This window comes from Streptomyces sp. NPDC087300 (assembly GCF_044744425.1).
Lineage (GTDB): Bacteria > Actinomycetota > Actinomycetes > Streptomycetales > Streptomycetaceae > Streptomyces.
On the sequence record NZ_JBIUYI010000003.1, the window covers coordinates 971921 to 989696 of the forward strand.

Annotated in this window: 16 protein-coding genes; 8 read left to right on the forward strand and 8 right to left on the reverse strand. The window is 72.0% G+C overall.

The features are described from left to right. Positions 1-42: 42 nt before the first annotated feature. Positions 43-1698, reverse strand: coding sequence for a class I adenylate-forming enzyme family protein (locus ACIO9J_RS15145; RefSeq protein ID WP_401998119.1), 1656 nt, complete (start codon positions 1696-1698; stop codon positions 43-45). A gap of 222 nt (positions 1699-1920) precedes the next feature. Between ACIO9J_RS15145 and ACIO9J_RS15150 the strand changes: the two genes are divergently transcribed. After that, complete coding sequence (locus tag ACIO9J_RS15150; protein WP_401998122.1) at positions 1921-3303, forward strand: phosphatase PAP2 family protein; 1383 nt, start codon at positions 1921-1923, stop codon at positions 3301-3303. Position 3304: 1 nt separating this feature from the next. Here the strand turns inward: ACIO9J_RS15150 and ACIO9J_RS15155 are convergent, their stop codons facing one another. The 3 genes from ACIO9J_RS15155 to ACIO9J_RS15165 are packed head-to-tail and all read right to left on the reverse strand — an operon-like array spanning position 3305 to position 7022. Next, positions 3305-4453: an LCP family protein gene (locus tag ACIO9J_RS15155; RefSeq protein ID WP_401998125.1), complete on the reverse strand. Its 1149-nt coding sequence runs from the start codon at positions 4451-4453 to the stop codon at positions 3305-3307. Positions 4454-4455: 2 nt separating this feature from the next. After that, positions 4456-6546 carry a bifunctional polysaccharide deacetylase/glycosyltransferase family 2 protein gene (locus tag ACIO9J_RS15160; protein WP_401998128.1) on the reverse strand — a complete coding sequence of 697 codons (2091 nt, stop codon included), beginning with the start codon at positions 6544-6546 and terminating at the stop codon, positions 4456-4458. Beyond that, positions 6543-7022 (reverse strand): hypothetical protein, encoded by a 480-nt coding sequence (locus ACIO9J_RS15165; RefSeq protein WP_401998131.1) that lies wholly within the window; start codon positions 7020-7022, stop codon positions 6543-6545. Before ACIO9J_RS15165 ends, ACIO9J_RS15160 begins: the two co-directional genes overlap by 4 nt. 602 nt (positions 7023-7624) lie before the next feature. On the opposite strand from ACIO9J_RS15165, the gene ACIO9J_RS15170 reads away from it, so the two are divergent. Beyond that, on the forward strand, positions 7625-8191 hold the full coding sequence (locus ACIO9J_RS15170; RefSeq protein ID WP_401998134.1) for a cysteine hydrolase family protein: 567 nt from the start codon (positions 7625-7627) through the stop codon (positions 8189-8191). On the opposite strand, the gene ACIO9J_RS15175 is transcribed toward ACIO9J_RS15170, so the two are convergent. Together ACIO9J_RS15175 and ACIO9J_RS15180 are read right to left on the reverse strand one after the other, a co-directional pair. Next, complete coding sequence (locus ACIO9J_RS15175) at positions 8188-8553, reverse strand: GNAT family N-acetyltransferase (protein ID WP_401998136.1); 366 nt, start codon at positions 8551-8553, stop codon at positions 8188-8190. The two genes, ACIO9J_RS15170 and ACIO9J_RS15175, sit on opposite strands and share 4 nt — an antisense overlap. Then, complete coding sequence (locus ACIO9J_RS15180) at positions 8550-9809, reverse strand: acyltransferase family protein (protein WP_401998652.1); 1260 nt, start codon at positions 9807-9809, stop codon at positions 8550-8552. The genes ACIO9J_RS15175 and ACIO9J_RS15180 overlap by 4 nt, the downstream gene beginning before the upstream one ends. A gap of 232 nt (positions 9810-10041) precedes the next feature. On the opposite strand from ACIO9J_RS15180, the gene ACIO9J_RS15185 reads away from it, so the two are divergent. Further along, the gene (locus tag ACIO9J_RS15185) at positions 10042-11043 is read left to right on the forward strand and encodes a sporulation protein (protein ID WP_401998139.1); all 1002 of its coding nucleotides are present in this window, start codon (positions 10042-10044) and stop codon (positions 11041-11043) included. A 112-nt stretch (positions 11044-11155) separates the two neighbouring features. Further along, positions 11156-11422, forward strand: coding sequence for a GlsB/YeaQ/YmgE family stress response membrane protein (locus tag ACIO9J_RS15190; protein ID WP_401998141.1), 267 nt, complete (start codon positions 11156-11158; stop codon positions 11420-11422). A gap of 21 nt (positions 11423-11443) precedes the next feature. Here ACIO9J_RS15190 and ACIO9J_RS15195 read toward each other — a convergent pair whose 3' ends face one another. After that, the gene (locus ACIO9J_RS15195) at positions 11444-12172 is read right to left on the reverse strand and encodes a PP2C family protein-serine/threonine phosphatase (protein ID WP_401998143.1); all 729 of its coding nucleotides are present in this window, start codon (positions 12170-12172) and stop codon (positions 11444-11446) included. A gap of 199 nt (positions 12173-12371) precedes the next feature. On the opposite strand from ACIO9J_RS15195, the gene ACIO9J_RS15200 reads away from it, so the two are divergent. After that, positions 12372-14534: an ATP-binding protein gene (locus tag ACIO9J_RS15200; RefSeq protein WP_401998145.1), complete on the forward strand. Its 2163-nt coding sequence runs from the start codon at positions 12372-12374 to the stop codon at positions 14532-14534. Here ACIO9J_RS15200 and ACIO9J_RS15205 read toward each other — a convergent pair. Beyond that, positions 14491-15126: a maleylpyruvate isomerase family mycothiol-dependent enzyme gene (locus tag ACIO9J_RS15205; RefSeq protein ID WP_401998146.1), complete on the reverse strand. Its 636-nt coding sequence runs from the start codon at positions 15124-15126 to the stop codon at positions 14491-14493. The two genes, ACIO9J_RS15200 and ACIO9J_RS15205, sit on opposite strands and share 44 nt — an antisense overlap. Positions 15127-15344: 218 nt before the next feature. Here ACIO9J_RS15205 and ACIO9J_RS15210 point away from each other — a divergent pair, with 218 nt between their 5' ends. Genes ACIO9J_RS15210 through ACIO9J_RS15220 form a run of 3 tightly spaced genes read left to right on the forward strand, consistent with a single transcriptional unit; the run spans position 15345 to position 17750 of the window. Next, the gene (locus ACIO9J_RS15210) at positions 15345-16379 is read left to right on the forward strand and encodes a hypothetical protein (protein ID WP_401998148.1); all 1035 of its coding nucleotides are present in this window, start codon (positions 15345-15347) and stop codon (positions 16377-16379) included. 40 nt (positions 16380-16419) lie between these two features. Further along, positions 16420-17103, forward strand: coding sequence for a hypothetical protein (locus tag ACIO9J_RS15215; RefSeq protein ID WP_401998150.1), 684 nt, complete (start codon positions 16420-16422; stop codon positions 17101-17103). Continuing rightward, positions 17100-17750 (forward strand): hypothetical protein, encoded by a 651-nt coding sequence (locus ACIO9J_RS15220; RefSeq protein ID WP_401998151.1) that lies wholly within the window; start codon positions 17100-17102, stop codon positions 17748-17750. Before ACIO9J_RS15215 ends, ACIO9J_RS15220 begins: the two co-directional genes overlap by 4 nt. Positions 17751-17776 lie beyond the last annotated feature (26 nt).

Sequence of the window (17776 nt, forward strand, 5' to 3'; positions counted from 1 at the left end):
CGCCGCTCGGGAGCGGCTCCCCCTCGGGAGCGGCTGTCGCAGTTAAGAAGCCGCGCCCGCCCACGCGGCGCGCAGCGCCTTCTTGTCGACCTTGCCGACCTTGGTCGTCGGCAGCTCGTCGAGCAGGACCGTCCCGCGGGGCGTGTAGAGGGGGCCCAGTTCGGCGGTGACCGCCGCGCCGACCACGGCCGGGTCGACGTCGGCGCCCTCGGCCGTGGCCAGGAACACCTGGACGGCCTCGCCGTAGTTGTCGTCCGGCACGCCGAGCGCCGCCGCGTTGCGCACGCCGGGCAGCGTGAGGAGGAAGTCCTCCAGGACCCGGGAGTAGACGTTGTCGCTGGTGCTGCCGGTGACGATGATGTCCTTGGCGCGGTCGACGAGGTAGAGGTAGCCGTCGGCGTCGAGGTAGCCCAGGTCGCCGGTGCGCAGCCAGCCTCCGCTCAGCGCCGCAGCGGTGCGCTCGGGGTCCTCGTAGTAGCCGAGCATCACCGTCTCGCCCCGGACGCACACCTCGCCGACCTGCCGGGCGGGCAGCGCCGTCGTGCCGTCCTCGGCGCGGATCTCGATCTCGGTGTCGGCTATCGCGCGGCCGCAGCTGCGCCAGAGCTCGGGCCGCCGCGCGCCCTCGGACGCGAGGTCGTCGGCGCCGAACGCGGCGATGCCGAGCGCCTCCGACTGGCCGTAGCCCTGGCCGAGCACGGGCCCGAAGACCTCGACGGCCTGCTGGAGCCTGCTGGGCGACGTGGCCGCGCCGCCGACGACGATCCGGCGCAGCGCGGGCAGCACGCCGGGGCCGCACTCCGGGTGGTCGAGCAGCGCGTACAGCATGGGCGGTACGAACATGGTGGCCGTGATCCGCTCCTCGCGCAGCGCCGTGAGGGCCGCGCCCGCCTCGAACTCGGGCAGCACGACGAGCGCGGATCCGGTCACCAGGGCCTGGAGCGAGGTGAGGTGGCCGCTGCCGTGGGTGAGCAGCGTGGCGACGAGCACGCGGTCGGTGCCCGGGTCCATGGCGGGGAAGAAGCCGGTGCGGCGGGGTTCCGGGGGACCATCGTGTGCCGGGTCCGGCGCAGACTCCTCCGTCTCGCCATCCACCACGTCCACCAGGACGTCGTAGAGCCGGTGGCTGTGCGCGGCGAGCTTGGGGCGGCCCAGGGTGCCGCCGGTGTAGAGGACGGTGACGGCCTCGTCGGCGCCGGGGGCGGGCACGTCCTCGGGGCGCGTCTCGGGGCACTGCGCCGCCACGGCCAGCAGGTCCGTGCAGTGCGGCTCGCAGGGGCCGAGGCCGAGCAGCGCGGGCGCGTGGACGCTGCGGCCCGCCGCGTCGGCGGCCCGTGCGGCGAAGAGCGGGTCGGTGACGACCGCGCGGGCCCCGGACTGCTCGACCAGGGCGGCGAGCTCGCCGGGACCCGGCTCCGGCGGCAGGAAGACGACGCGGCAGCCGATGAGGTGGACGGCGAGCTGCACCAGGACGGAGTCCACGCGGTTGGCCAGGAAGAGCCCCACTCCGTCACCGGGCCCGAGCCCCTGCCGGCGCAGCGCGTGGCCCAGGCGGAACAGCTCCCGCCTGGCCTCCCCACGGGTGAGCCGTCGCGTCCCCTGGACGAGCGCCTCGGTGTCCTCGTCCTTGTGCCAGTGCTCCAGGATGCGGTCCACGTACGTCCGCGGCGCGGATGTCTCCGGTGCGTTAATGATCATGAACACATGCAAACATGCCGCGCACGGAGCGCCACCTCACAGGGGGCAACTTCGGCCATCGGCAAGCGGAGTACTATGCCCCGCTCTGGGCCGGTGAGCCCCCTCGCGGCTCCGCTCGTGCCACCGCGCGAAGTGACGCGCAACCGCCCAATGGCATGATCGAGCCCTCGAAGAAAGCATCCCGCAGCACGCATCCAGCAATCGGCCAGACACTTGATACCTATGCCTTCGCGGAAATATCCGTGGATAAGCCGCACAGTCGGGAACCCTCCCTGGCGCAGGCCCCGCGTCCTCCTGTGGACCGCCGGGGGCCTGGTGGCCCTCGTGTTCCTCATCGGTCTGGAGATCGCCGCCCGGCACTACGGCGGCGTACCGGGTCCGATCACCAATCAGGCGCGCGAGGTGTTCCTGCCGCCCAAACCGGGACCGCTGTACGGCGGACTCGCGCTGATGATGGTGGTGCTCACCTGGCGGCAGCGGTTCATCGCGGCCGGCGCCGCGGTCGGTGTCGACGCCGTCTTCATCCTGGTGCGCTGGGCGGTCGACGCCGATGTGCCCGAGGGCCAGTTCTTCGGCAACGGCGCGCTGTGGGCGATGCTCGGCTGCGCGGTCTTCGCCCTCACGCGCCGCAGCGGTGCCGAACGCGCCCTGCTCCTGAAGGGCGTCGGGCTCGGGCTGCTGCTCGTGGCCGGGCGCAAGACCGGTGACACCTGGCTGCTCATCACCGCGAAGACCCGGCCGACCGTGCTCGACCCGTACGTGGCGACCGCCGACCACGCGCTCGGCAACCCGTCCTGGCTCGCGGGCCGGCTCCTGGAGGCCAGCGGTCCGCTCGTCCCCCACGTCATCGACCTGGTCTACGCCCAGCTCGCGGTGGCCGCCGTCGCCGCCGCCCTCTACCAGCTGCGCAACGTGGCGACCGAGCGGCGCTTCCCGCGCCACCACCTGGTGCGCACCTTCCTGGTCATCGGCCTGATCGGCCCCGCCTTCTACATGATCTTCCCGGTGGTCGGGCCGATCTTCGCGTACGGCCCCGGCACCTCGGGCACCGGCGGCGTCGAGTGGGCGGTGACCAACGTGTGGCCGCACACGCTGCCGTCGATCGGCGTTCCGCACCCGGTGCCGTACGACGGGCTCACCCCGCGCAACTGCATGCCGAGCCTGCACACCGCCTGGTCCGTCGCGATCTTCATCCACACCCGCAAGGGCTCGCGCCCGCTGCGCTGGGCGGGCACGTTCTGGCTGGTCGCCACGCTCAGCGCGACGCTCGGCTTCGGCTACCACTACGGGGTGGATCTCCTGGCGGGCGTGGTCTTCGCGCTCACCGTCGAGGCGGCCCTGCGCACCTACGACCACGGCTGGCACCGGTCGGGGATCAGGCTGGTCGCCCACGGCACGGTCGTCTTCGCCGCGCTCCTGGTCTCGTACCGCTACCTGCCGGTGCAGATGGCCGCGCACCCGTGGGTGTCCGGCCCCCTGATCCTGCTCGCGACGGCCTCGGTGATCTACGGCTACGTACGGACCACCCGGGCGTGGGAGGAGCCGGAGGCCGCGCCCCCGGCTCCCCCGGCGCTCCGGACCGAACCGCAGCCCGAACCGGCCTGAGTCAGCCCACCGGCCGGTCGTGCCGGAGGTCGTCGAAGAGCCGGGCCGATTTCTCGGCGTCCCACTTCAGCACGTTGCCCTTGGGAGTGGGGACGCCGAAACCGGAGACGGGCACGCCGAGCTGTTTGCCCTTCCCGCCCGCGACGCCCTGCACCGCGCGGAACATGTCGGCGAGATCGCGCAGGCTCATGTCCTCGTCGACGATCAGCGTGTCGAGCCCGGCCTGCGCGGCCGGGCCGATCTCCGTCGGGTCGAAGAGCGTGCCGGGCTTCGCCGCCTGCTGGGCGAGGGCCGAGAGGAACTTCTGCTGGTTCTTCGACCTGCCCAGGTCGCCCTCCCGCTCCTGGTGGCGCTGGCGCACGAAGGCGAGCGCCTGCTTGCCGTTCAGGACGTGGCAGCCCTTGCGCAGATCGGCGCCCGACTTCTTGTCCTTGATGTCCCGGTCCAGACACATCCGTACGCCGCCGATGGCGTCGACGATGTTCACGAAACCGGCGAAGCCGATCTCCGCGTAGTGGTCGATGCGCAGGCCGGTGTTCCGCTCGACGGTGTGCACGAGGAGCTCGGGGCCGCCGTAGGAGAACGCGGCGTTGAGCTTGTCCCTCTCCGTCCGCTTGATCTTGCCCGTCAGCGTGTCGAGGCGGCCGGGGACCTCGACCCAGGAGTCGCGCGGCAGGCTGACCAGACTGGTGCCGTGGACGCCGGTGTGCAGCAGCATCATCGAGTCGGTGCGCCGCCCGCCGCCCCCGCCCGCGTGCAGATCCTGCACGTCGTCGTCGGAGAGCCCGTCGCGGCTGTCGGAGCCCACGATGAGGTAGTTGGTGCCTTCCCCGGCCGGCGGCCGGTCCCCGTACGCGGCGAGGTCGACGTCCCGCTGGAGCCTGGTCTCGGCCCAGCCGTACGTGCCGCCCACGGCGAGCACCACGAGGCCCGCGAGGACCAGTGACGTGCGCCGCAGCCGTCTGCGCGTCTTGGATCTGCGGGCGTGGGCGCGCCGTGGGCCGTAGCGGGAGCTGGGGCGCTCGGCGAAGTCGGCGTACCGCTCGGGCGCCGCGGGCCCCTCCCTCGCGGGCCCCTGTGCGGTCTCCGGTGCGGTCTGCTCCCCCGGGTGCGGAGCGCCTCCGGCCCGCCGGTCGAGCGGGTCTGTCATGGTCAACTCCCTTGCAGGCTGCGCCGCGCCTCGTCGGGCGGCGCGTCGAGCAGATACGGGTCGGCGGTTCCGGTGCGCTTCATGCTGTGCCACTTCAGGCGGGTGCCGAGCAGCGCCGTGGCCACCGAGTGGATGACCACCAGGTACATCAACTGCCGGTAGACGAACTGCTGGAGCGGCAGCACCCACAGCACGCGCAGCCGCTCCCTGTCGAGCCGCAGCGCGTACGCGGCGGTGACCAGCTGGACGGAGAGGAAGCCGAACCAGACGAGGGCGGCCTCCACCGGGTCGCGGAACACCGCGCCGAACAGCGCGAACATGTCGACGACCGGCGCGCACAGCGGAAGCACGATCTGGAACAGCGTGACGTAGAGCATCACCCGGCGGCCGAAGCGGCCCGCGGGGCCGACCTCCACCGCCGCGTGCCGGTGCTTCCACATCGCCTGGAGCGTGCCGTAGCACCAGCGGTAGCGCTGGCGCCACAACTGCCGCACGCTGACCGGCACTTCGGTCCAGGCGACCGCCGACTCCTCGTAGACGACGCGCCAGCCCGCCCGCCACAGGGACATCGTGAGGTCGGTGTCCTCGGCCAGGGTCTCGTCGCTGACACCGCCGACGCCCATCAACGCGTCCCTGCGGAAGGCGCCGATCGCCCCCGGCACCGTCGGCATGCACTCAAGGACCTCGAACATCCGCCGGTCCAGGTTGAAGCCGAGTACGTACTCCAGGTGCTGCCACTTGCCGAGCAGGCGCCGCCGGTTGCCGACCTTGGTGTTGCCGCTGACCGCGCCGACCGCCGGGTGGGCGAGCGGCTGGACGAGCCGGGCCAGCGCCTCCGGTTCGAAGATGGTGTCCGCGTCGACCATCACGACGATGTCGTATCTCGCGTGCGCGAGGCCGGTGTTGAGGGCGCTGGGCTTGCCGCCGTTGGGCTGTCTGATCACCGTGACCCGCGGGTCGTCGATGTCCTCGGCGATGTCGGCGGTGGCGTCGGTCGAGCCGTCGTCGATCACGATGATCTGGAAGTGCGGATAGGTGGAGGCGAGCAGCGAGTACACCGTGGAGGCGATGCCCGCCTCCTCGTTGTAGGCGGGCACCAGGACCGTCACCGGGTCCCGCACCTCACGCAGCCGTGGCGCGCCCGGCCTGAACGTGCGCAGCCTGCGCACGTGGAGCCGGGCGAACAGCGCGAACAGGAGCATCCGCAGCACGCCGAGCACGCCCGCGAGGGTCAGCGTCCACACCATCACGGTGAGGAAGGCGCGGCCGAGCCGCTGCGACCAGATCAGCCCCTGCCCCTTGACCTCCTGGGCGACCGGGACCTTGTCGACGAAGGAGGGGCTGCCGAGCCCGCCGCTGACGGTGGTGAACCGCTTCGCGCCGCGGTCCCCCAGCAGGTCCCGCGCCTCGTGGTAGCCCAGGTCGGTCTGGCTGTGCTGCGTCACCAGGCCCTGCCACGGCTTGCGGTCCTTGTGGTCGGACGCGACCACGAGGTACCCCTGGTCCGCGGCGCGCCGCGCGGCCGGCCACTGGGGCCCGCACAGGGTGTCGGCCGCCGTGGTGTGCGGCAGCCGCAGCAGCGTGGTGTTGATGCCTGCCGCGCCCGCGAACGCGCTCTGGGTGAGCGACAGTTCGAGCCGCGCGCGCAGCGGGGAGGCGACGCCGAAGTCGCCGCCGCTGTAGGTGTACGAGCCGACCTCGTGACCCTCGTACAGGATCCGCCGCAGCAGTTTCGGGTGCTCGGCCGCGTCCTTCCCGTAGACGAAGAAGGTCGCCTGCGCGTGGTGGGCGCGCAGCAGGTCGAGCAGGCGCGGCGTCCACACCGGGTCGAAGCCGCCGTCGAAGGTCAGCGCGACGGTGCCGCGCGGCATGGCCGCGGTGCTGACCCCCTTCGGGCCGAACCGCAGCACCGGCTTGCCGTCGTCCGCCGCGCGCGGGATCGGCCGGGTGCACGGCGGTTTGGTGCGCGCGGCGTCGATCTGGTGGGTCGTCCACCCTTCGAAGAGGAGGGCGACGGCGACGACGAGCAGGACGAGGATGAGCACGAGCCAGTGCCCGCGCGGTGGGCGCCGGACGGTGGCGCGCGCGCTCACTGCTCGGTGGCTCCGGCCGGGGGCGGGGCGGATCTGGCCGAACTACTGGATCCGTACGCCGACTTGCCTCGTTCCCCGCCGGAAGGCACCTGTCCGTCCGACTTCACGGTGTCGGCCCGCTTGATGTCCCTGTTCGTCGTGTTCGTCGTGTCCGTCGTGTCCGTCGTGCTCGGCGGATGGGTGCCGACGGGCTGCCTGAGCCCGCTGACCACGGTGCCGACGAACACCAGATATCCGACGCAGACGGAGCCCACGACCAGCGCCATGCCCTGGAGCGTGCGCTTGCGCCAGCCGGACTGGTCGACGAAGACGGGGAGTTGGACCTCGTCGTCCGGGTCGGGACGTGCGGCCGCCGGGGCCACGCGCGGCGCGGCCGCCCGGTGCGGCGGGTACTGCTGCCGCGCCCCGCGCGCAGGGGGTATGGGCGACGATCGCCCGTCGTGCGGTGTGCTGGCTATGTGGGGGGTGCCCTGCACTGGTGCTCCTGATCTGCGGCCGCGCACGCGCGGCTCTTTGTCCGTGGGGGGTACGGGCCCGAGGGCCCGCCGTACTGCGTACCGCTCGTGGCACGTCCCGCTGGTGGCACGTACCACTCGTGACACGTACCGCCGGCGCGACCTGCCGCTCGCGTGACGTGCCGCTCGCGTGACGTACCGCTCGTGCGAAGTGCTGCCCGTGAGACGTCAGGAGCCGCGTCCCGGTGCCCGGCGCGCACGCAGGTCGTTCCGTACGCGCGCATGCCGTGCGCCCTCCCGGGTGGGGCCGGGAAAGCCACGTACGCATGTGCCCTCACAAGGACCGGAGGCCGGATCGCGGCCGTCAGCCATCACGCAGCCCCCGACCCTACTCGGGCACCCGGGTGGCACGGCAACAGGTCGTCCGGGGCCGGGAGTCGGCCGAAGGCCTGCTCAAGGGGCCCGTCGCGACCGGACGTGATATTCGCCATGCCCGACGGCCACGGAACCGCCGCCCGAACTCATGTGCTTGGCTGGTCCTGCCCGGTGAGCGTGTGCGCGGCCCGACGAGCGTGCCGTCACCGTGCCCGGACCAGCACCTCGGCCACGCTTCTGGAGACGACATGAGCAGCGCCCTTCTCGTGATGGACGTCCAGCAGGCCATCGTGGACGCCGTCGGCGCCGACTCCGGATATCTGGCCCGGCTGCGCAGGGCGATCGACGGGGCGCGGGCGGCGGGCATCCCCGTGATCTACGTGGTCGTCGAGTTCCGTCCCGGCTTCCCCGAGGTCGGCACCCGCAACAAGCCGATCGCCGCGATCGCGCGGGCCGGGCTCTATGTGACGGGTGCGCCGGGCACCGGGATCCACCCGGACATCGCGCCGCTGCCCGGCGACGTGGTGGTCACCAAGAGACGGGCGAGCGCGTTCTCCGGCAGCGACCTCGACGTGGTGCTGAGGTCACGCGGCATCGGAGAACTGGTGCTCGCGGGCATCGCCACCAGCGCCGTGGTCCTCTCCACCGTGTGCCAGGCGAACGACCTGGACTTTGGCCTCACGGTCCTCTCCGACGGCTGCCTCGACCTGGACCCCGAGGTCCACCGGTTGCTGACCGAGCGGCTTTTCCCGCAGTGGGCTGACGTGGTGACGGTCGACGCATGGCTCGGGACGGGCGCGACCGAGAAGGTCTAGTCCCCCTCGGCGAGGTGCGGGCACCGCGCGCCCCCTGCCGGGAAGGCGATCTCCGTCTCCTCCTCCATCGCCGCGAAGAAACGGCGGCCCTCGGGCGACTGCCGGGACGTGGACCAGGCGTAGCCCTCGCCCGCGGCCAGGACCGTGTGCAGGGCGTGCCGGGCCAGGCCCTGTCCCTGCCAGTGGGCGGCCACGGCGATGCTGACGATGTGTCCGCGCCCGCACGGGTGGCAGAGCCGGTACTGGAGGCAGCCGATCGGGCGTTCTTCGGGGTCCAGCATCATGAGGGCCCGGCAGCTCGCCGGCAGCGTCCCGGGGACGTGCTCGAAGTGGGCGGCGGGCGGCCTGGCCGGGCGGCTCACGCGGATCTGCCGCCCGTGCCGGACCCCTCGGCCACCTTGGCGCGGCCCGCTCCCGTGGTCGCGGTCCCCTTGGCGAGCGCCTTCGCGTCCTGCTTGAAGGCCCATTCCATCGTCGGCTCCATGGCGAAGCGGAACACGCGCTGCACCGGCGGGGTGCAGAGCACCGTGATCACCGCACCGGCGATCAGGGTGACGGTGATCTCGCCGAGCGGCGTGTGCGGCCAGTCCGCCTCGTACCAGTCCCAGAAGCGTGAGCCCTTGGCGAGGAAGCCGTGCAGGAGGTAGCCGTAGAGGGTGCCCGCGCCGAGCGCGGTGAACCACAGCTTCCGGCCCGGCACCCAGGCGAAGAAGCAGGCGACGAGGACCAGTGAGCAGCCGAACATCCCGAGCGTCATGACGGCGCCCGCCCAGCCCGGCGCCGCCAACTCCTGTGCGCTGTCCCGCCGGTAGAACCACGCGGCGTTCATCCGGGGGGCGGCCCAGTACGCGAAGAGCAGCGCGGCGGCGACCAGTGGGATCGCGAGGATCCGCGCCTCCTTCCTGCGGACGAGCTGGAAGTGCTCCGGCTTGAGGACCAGGCCGAGGACGAAGAACGGCAGGAACTGCAGGACGCGTTGCAGGTCGAGGTCGTCGCCGATGTCCGGTGAGACGGACGCCAGGACGGCGATGCCGAGCGCGAGCGGGAGCGGCCAGCGGACGATCTTCCAGAGCGGGGTCGTCAGGCGCCAGATGAACAGCGCGGCCAGGAACCAGGTCAGGTACCAGGGGTCGAGCAGGCTGACGGGGTACGTCGGGTCGCCGCCGGCCCACCGCTTGAAGAACGTGTAGGCGACCTCGAAGATCACGTACGGCACGGCGATGCCGGTGACCAGGCGCCTGACGCGGCCGGGACTCGCGTCGAAACTGCGCGAGAAGTAGCCGGAGATGACGATGAACGCCGGCATGTGGAAGGTGTAGACGGTGATGTAGAGCGCGGCGGCGGCCCTGCTGTCACCGCGCAGCGGCTCCCACGCGTGCCCCATCGCCACGAGGACGATCGCCAGGTATTTGGCGTTGTCGAAGAACGAGTCCCTGCGCTTGACGGCGGGCGGGTGCGTCGCGTGCGTCGTGGCTCGCCGGGCTGTCGGGGCCGCCGGTGCTTTCCGGACCGGCTTCTCGTCCGCGTTCCCGTCCGCCGCCCCGACGGGCTTCCCGTCCGCGGGCAACGGCCGTTGCGGCGGGAGCGGCATCGCGTGCCGGCCCGTCGACCGCATCATCTCGCTCACGATGCCTCCCACAGGGAACCTCGGCCCGCGAATTCACATCTTTGTCGGAATGTGGGTGTCGCGTCGTCGCAGCACATCGCCAGCACCCTAGCCATAGATCTACAGTCGCGTAAAACCTCACTGGTGGTGAGCGTGCGCAGGCGCGTCTGGATCTTCCGTGCGTCCCTGTGCTTCCCTCACACCCACGTAACGCACGTCACGCACATAAGGAGCGAACGCCACCATGGTGTTCAAACGGTTACTCGGTTCACTCGGAGTGGGCGCCCCCACGGTCGACACGGTCCTCGATCCCGGGCCCGTACTGCCCGGCGGCGAGCTGTCGGGCCAGGTGCACCTGCGGGGCGGCAGCTCCGGCTTCGACATCGAGCACGTCACCCTCGACCTGATGGCCCGCGTCGAGGCCGAGCACGAGGACGGGGAGAGCGAGGGGGCCGTCACCTTCGAGCGGTTCACCGTCGGCGGGGGCTTCCGGCTCGCCGCGGACGAACAGCGCAGCGTGCCGTTCAGCGTGACGCTGCCGTGGGAGACGCCGGTCACCGAGCTGTACGGCCAGGACCTCGGCATCGTGCTCGGGGTCCGCACGGGCCTTTCGGTGGCGGGCGCCAAGGACAAGGGCGACCTGGACCCGCTGGCCGTACGGCCGCTGCCCGCGCAGGAGGCGATCCTGGAGGCGCTCGGGCAGCTGGGCTTCGGCTTCCGCTCGGCCGACCTGGAGCTCGGCCGCATCGGCGGCACCGGGCAGCAGCTCCCCTTCTACCAGGAGATCGAGCTCTCGCCCGGCCCCGGGTACGCCGGCTCCGTCAACGAGATCGAGCTGACCTTCCTCGCGCACGCGGGCGGCATGGACGTGGTCCTGGAGGCGGACAAGCGGGGCGGCGCGTTCTCCGGCGGCCACGACGCCGTCAGCCGGTTCACCGTCCGGCACGACGGCGTCGCGCACCAGGACTGGAACGCGCAGGTCGACGGCTGGCTGCGGCAGTTGGTCGAACACCGCGAGTCGTTCGGGGCGCACGCCTCCTACGGGCACGGCGACCCCTACCCCGCCGGTTCGGGGCACTCCTCCGGCCCCGGCATCGGCACCGCGGTGGCCGTCGGCGCGGCGGGCCTCGCCGTCGGTGTCGTCGGCGGCATGGTCGCGGCCGAAGTCGTCGACGAGGTGGGCGACTTCTTCGAGGACGACGAGGGAGAGGACGAGGGGGAAGGGGACGACGAGGGAGACGAGTAGGGCACCGAGGGGTGGCCGGTCGGACCAACTCCCTCTACACGCGCGTAGAAGTACGCTTCCCGGGCAGCTTCCCCGTACCAAGGGGAAGATCCAACGAAGGGAGAGCGGATTCATGGGCGTCATCGGGTGGATCGTTCTCGGCCTGCTGGCCGGAGCGATAGCCAAGGCGGTGCTGCCGGGGCGCGACCCGGGCGGTCTCATCGGGACCACGCTGATCGGCATCGCCGGCGCGTTCCTCGGCGGCTGGCTCTCGGCGCGGTTCCTGGACCGGCCGGTGGAACGGCAGTTCTTCGACCTGACCACCTGGGGGTCGGCCATCGCGGGAGCGCTGGTCCTGCTCATCGGCTACCGCATCCTGTTCGGCAACTCGCGCAACTGACGGCAGGGCCGGGTGACGCGCTCAGTCCGGCCGGGCCGCGCCCACCCAGGCCGGAGCGGTCGCGCCCTGCTGCTGGAGCAGGAGCAGGGTGAGGTCGTCGGCCGGGGTGGCGTGCCCGGTGTGCCCGTGCAGCAGGGCGAGGAGGCGGTCGACGGCCTGGTCGAGGGTGGGCGAGGTCAGCGCGGCCAGGGCGCGCCGGTCGAGCGGGAAACAGGCACCCGCGGCGTCGCGCGCCTCGGTGAGCCCGTCGGTGTGCAGCAACAGGCGCTGGTCCGGGCGGAGTTGGACGCGACGGGTGCGCGGCTCGGGGTTCAGACCGAGCGGCGGCGACGGGTGCGGCAGGCCGAGTGCGGTGATGCGGCGCCCGATGCGCAGGGGCGGCGGATGGCCGCAGTTGACCAGCCGGATCTCGTCGGGGCCCAGGTCGACGACGAGCAGCGAGACGAAGTCCTCGGGGCCGAGGACGGGGGCGAGCAGCGCGTCGAGGGTGCGGGCAAGCCGTGCGGGGTCCGCCTCGGTGGCGGCCGTCCGGCGGAACGCGGCCCGCACGGCGTCGGCCAGCGGGGCGGCCTCGGGGCCGTGCCCCTTGACGTCGCCGAGGATCAGCCGGGGGCCCGCCGGTGCGCCCACCACGTCGTAGAGGTCGCCGCCGACTCGCGCGCCACCGGCCGGGCGGGCGCGGACGGCGAGGGCGAGGGAGACCCCGTCCAGCAGTTCGGACACCTCGGACAGCGGTCGGGCACGGTGCACGCACGCCCCCTTCCCCAGTACGGATCCCCCGGTACGGCCACGCCCCTCCCTCGCCGGCGCGGGCAGGAGGAGCGCAGGGCACTCTCTCACCGCGGGAGGGCTCCGCGGAGCGAAGCCGCCGAAGTTCTGCGCGCGTGCCCTCCCGTCTGCTAGCACCGAGATCAGCGGGCGCGAGCCGCGGCGAGTGCGGGAAGGGGAGATGGCGGTGACGACGGAGCGGCTGGTGGGCGAGCTGCCGGAGGAGACCGGTCGCCTGGTCGGCCGGCGTGCGGAACTGGCGCAGGTGGTGCGGCTGTGCGGACGGTCCAGGCTGGTCACGGTGACCGGCGTGGGCGGGGTCGGCAAGACCAGGCTCACCCGGCGGGCCGCGGGCGAGTTGCAGCGGTCCTTCGCGGACGGGGTGTGGTGGGTGGAGCTGTCGCCGCTGAGTGAGGCCAGCCACGTACTGCCGTACGCCATCGCGGAGACGCTGCCACTGGCCGACCAGTCGACCAGGCCCATGCTGGAGGTGGTGGCCGAGTACCTGGCGGAGCGGGAGATGCTCCTCGTGCTCGACACCTGCGAACACCTGGTGGAGGACTGCCGTACGGCGGTGGCGGCGCTGCTCGCCGCGGCGCCGGGGCTGCGGTTCCTGGTCACCGGCCGCCGCACGCTCGGTCTCCCCGCCGAGGAGGTCCTCACCCTCGACCCGCTGCCGGTCCCGGCGGCCGACGACGACGCCGACCCGGACGGAGAGGCGGCGGACGCGCTGGTGCTGCTCGCCGAGCGGGCCGCCGAAGCCGTGCCCGGCTTCACGCTCACCGCGGCGGACCGCGCCGAGGCCGGCCGGCTCTGCCGACGTCTGGAAGGGCTGCCGCTCGCCCTGGAACTGGCCGCGGCCCGGCTGCGCGAGCTGCCGCTCGCCGAGCTCAACCGGCATCTGACCGACCGTTACGCGACCCTCGGCAACACCGAGAACGAGGACTTCGACGCCGACCCGCCGTGGCACCAGGCGATGCGCACCGCCATCGGCTGGAGCCATCAGCTGTGCACGCCCGCCGAACGGCTCGCCTGGGCCCGGCTCTCGGTCTTCGCCGGGACCTTCGACACCGCGGCGGTCCGTCAGGTGTGCGCGGACGAGCTGCTGCCCGACGCGGAGATCCCCGGCCTGCTCGGCGCCCTGGTCGACAAGTCGCTGCTCGCCTGGGTGCCGACCGGGGCCGGTGAGCGGTACCGGATGCTGGACACCATCCGTGAGCACGGCGCCTTCTGGCTGCGCGGCCTCGGCGAGGAGGACGAGCTGCGGCGCAGGCACCGCGATCACTACCTGGCGCTGGCCCGCTGGGGCGACGCCGCCTGGATCGGGCCCGACCAGTTCGCCTGGTTCGACCGGATGACCGCCGAGCACGACAACCTCCGCGCCGCCCTGGAACACAGCCTGGCCGAGCCCGACGAGGAGCACACCGCGCTGGAACTGACCGCCGCGCTGTGGTTCTTCTGGTACGGATGCGGGTTCCTGAAGGAGGGCCGGGTCTATCTGGACCGGGCGCTCGCCGCCGACACCGCGCCCTCCGAGGAGCGGGCGAAGGCCCTCTACGTGTGCAGCCAGCTCCTGCTCTACCTCGGCGACAGGGCCGCCCTGGAGGACCGGGCCGCCGAATGCGCCGTGCTGGCACGGCAGTTCGGGGAGACGGAACGGCGGTACGTGGACGCCATCGGCCTGCGCCTCGCGGCGCTGCGCGACGATCCCGCGCAGGTGGTGTCCCTCGCCGAGGCCCAACTCGCCACGGACTGGCGGGCGGAGCCGCTCGCCTACGCGCCGCTTGCCGCCCTTGTCATGGCCGCCCACGCGCACGCCACGGCGGGACGTTTCACGGAGGCCGTGGCGTTCCTCGAAGAGCTGAGCGAGGTCTGCGACCGCGACGGCGAACGGTGCATGCGCGCCTGGGGCGACACCATCCGCTCCCAGGCCGAGCTGGGCCGCGGCCGGTTCGACGCGGCGCGCGAGCACGCCAGGGCCGCGCTGGTGGTCAAGTACCGGCTGCGCGAAGGCGTGGGCAGCGGCATGGCCCTCGACGTCCTGGCCAGGGCGGCCACCGCGACGGGCGACACGCGCCACGCGGCCTGGCTGCTCGGCCTCGCCACCCAGCTGTGGGACACCCTGGGCCGCTCCCAGGCCGGAGTCCCGTCCCTGACCGCCGCCCGCCGCGCCTGCGAACGCCGGACCCGCGAGGCGCTGGGCGACGACGCCTACGAAACGGCGTACCGCAGCGGCTACGACACGGACCTGCACACCGGGGTCACCCTGGCGCTCGACCCCGGACGGACCAGCTGGTGCGCTAGGCCAGCCGCTCCCCCAGCACCGTTGCCCCCGCCCCCGTGACCCCCGCCAGCCCCGCCGCGCGCCCCGTGACCACGAGGAGCAGGTCACCCGCCGGGCCCCGCGCCTCCCGCGGCCCCGGGCCCGTCGACCAGTCCGCGTCGGTCGCCACCAGGCGCACTCCGCGCAGCCGCTTCTTCGCTCCGTAGAAGGGGCTCGCCACCACGTGGCCGAGGGCGGCGACCGTCTGTGGTCCCGGCATGGGGCGGGGGCGGCCGAGCGGGCGGGCGATGTCCTGGCCGTGCACCAGGAAGTCGGTGAGGGGGTCGAGCGGGGCCGACAGCGGGGCGCGGCGCGGGGATCCCGCCGTCTCGCGGAGCTGTGCGACGAGTTCCGCCGGGGTGTAACGCGCCGCCCGCTCGCGGGCCTTGTCGTACTCCATGCGCTCCCAGTCGAAGCGCGCCCGGACCGCGCCCTTCAGCAGGTCGATGAGGGTGGTGCGGGTCGACAGGGTGAGGTGGGCGGCCACGTCGTGCACCGTCCAGCCGGTGCAGAGCGAGTCCCGCTTCCAGTCGTCGGGGGCCAGTTCTTCGAGGAAACCGGCGATGCCGAGCCGCTCGGCCCTCGTCCACTCCAGTACCTGTTCACGGTCCATGGCCGTGGCTCCTTCCGCGGTGCTCCGTCGTCCCAGCTAAGACCGCGGCGATCCGGCGAGCCCATCGACGCACCGGCGTGACCCGCGTCACACCGCGGACAAAGGATTCTTCGCACGAACCAATTGCGTTCGTTCCGGAACAGACTCTGCTGCCGCGGCAATGCAGCCGTTAACCTGCAAGGAGTGCGGATGTCCCGTCCGCCGGGGGAGGTTCTGCCATGCCAGGTGGAAACGGGGACACGCGCGGCGATCACAGCCGACAAGTGGGCATGCTGCTGCGTGAGCTGTATTTCAACCGCACGGGCGTCCTGCTGCTCGTCATGAGTCTGGCCGCGGCCGGAATGTACGCGATATCGGTGCGCAGCACCGGACGCACCGAGGAGTTCTGGGTCGCCCTCGCCACCGGTGTGCTCGGCGCCGCGATATTCGCCTTCGCCCAAGTCGCCCTGACCACACGGCAGTACGAGCGGTTCCTCGGGACCACCGTCAAGGACGCGGTGATCGCGGAGATAGCGAAGGCGGGCGAGGAGCTGACCCGCACCTACCGGTCCATGCAGGAGAACTACGTACCGACGACGCAGTACCCGGCGAGCAGGACGCCCGACGCCCGGTTCAACCGGGACGTCAACCAGAGCATGCGCTCCTCGACGCAGTACACGTTCCGCGGCCTGACCGGGAAGTACGCGATCTGCCGCCTCGCCTCCCTGAACACCATCCCCAGGGACGTCCGGCTCATCGTCGCGGACCCGACGCGCCCCGCGGCGATGGACAGCAGGGCCCGGCGCGAGATGGCCTACCGGGACGGCATGACCTTCGAGCAGGCGCGCCAGGCGCTGATCGACGGTGTGCATCTCACCCTGGTCGGCGCCTATTTGACGCGGATGCGCTTCGACCGCTGCGAGATCTGTCTGACGGCCGACCCCAATCTGGACCGCGTCGAGATCTTCGACGACGACATCTATCTGGCCCTGTTCACCGACACGGAGAACGAGACGTTCCCGTTTCCGCTGGGGCTACGCTTCAACAAGGGTTCACTTCTGTACCAGACGAATCAGCGGGAATGCAGCAGGCTGCTCGCTTCGCCGTACGCGATCAAGTTCGAAGTGCCCAAGAACCTCTCGGAGTTCGAGTACTGCTCCTTCCTCCAGCAGCTGGGCGTCCAGCTCAGCCACGCCGCTTTCCTGGAATTCCGGGACAAGTACGAGGAGTTCCGCAGGGATACCGCGCCACAGATGCTGACCGCCAACAGCTGAGGCCGCTCCACGAGCGAGGTCCGCACGCGAAGGAGTACGCATGGCAATGGCGCAGGCACTACCCGAGGTGTACGAGCTGGCCAGGACCCTCGAACTGCCGCCGGGCCCCGACGCCGACGACGGCGCCGAGCACGTCCGCGCCGCCCTCGCGGGGTTCCACTGCCGTCTGGAGGCGCTGCGCCACAGTCTGAACCGCTTGCCGCGGGCCGCGTTCGAAAGCATGCTCGTCAACTCCCGCGAGACGCCCACCCACTTCAAATGGGCCCTCTACCGCGGCCCGCGCTCCGGACTCACGCTCTGGCTGCACGAGTACAAGCCCCCCGACCTGGTCGACGCCGCGTACGTGGAGGCCCCGCACAACCACCGCTACGGCTTCACCTCGCTGATCCTCACCGGCGGCTATCTGCACACGCGCTTCCTGGTCGAGCCCGCGGGCCAGGACCGGGCCCGCGTCACCGACGTGCGGCCGCAGGTCCTGGCGCCCGGCGACACGTACACGCTGACCCCCGACGACTGGCACAACGTCACCCGCGCCCGTGAGGGCACCGTGACCCTGATCGCGCAGAACCGCCCGACGCGCGCGTACAGCACCTCGCTCGACACGGCACCGGACGCACCGCTCGGCGCACGCACGGGCACGCTGCGCTGTCACTATCCTGTGGAAGCCCGTTGGCGCACCTTGCGTTCGGTACTGGGCCGCCCGCACGAGAGGAAGAGCCAGTGACCGCACAGGACTTCGAGACCGGGCGCGTGGCGACGCTGCGCGGATTCGTCCGCAAGCTCTGCACCGAGCACGACGACCGCCTCCCGTTCCACGGCTGGCACCACATCGCCTTCGTCTCCGCCAAAGGGGTGGAGTTCGCCCTGCGCAACGGCGCCGACACGGAGATCGTGGCGGCCGCGGCCCTCGTGCACGACCTCAACTACCTGGTGCGCAAGAACTCCGAGCCCTCCGCGGGCGAATCGCTGCGCGCGCACCAACTGCGCCGCAGCGGCTTCACCGACCAGGAGATCGACCGCATCGAAGCCGTCATCTCGGAGTCCCACACCGCGTCGCGCACCTGCGAGATCTCCCCCGAGGGCGCGGCGCTCAGCGACGCCGACACGCTCTTCAAGGCCGTACCGATCACCCCCGTCGTCCTCTCGCACCGCTATCTCGCGGAGAACGACATCAGCCTGCGGCAGCTGGCCCGCAAGATCGTCGACGAGCAGACTCCCCTGGTCGACGAGGGCATCTACTTCTACGACCCCGATGCCCGCGCCCGCTATCTGCCGTGGGCGACCGCCAATCTGAACCTGTGGAAGAGCCTGCTCGACTCGCTGGACGACCCGGACGTCGATGAACTGCTCAGGTCCGTCAACGTCCGCTGAGCAGCGCCCGGTTCGGACCGCCCGAC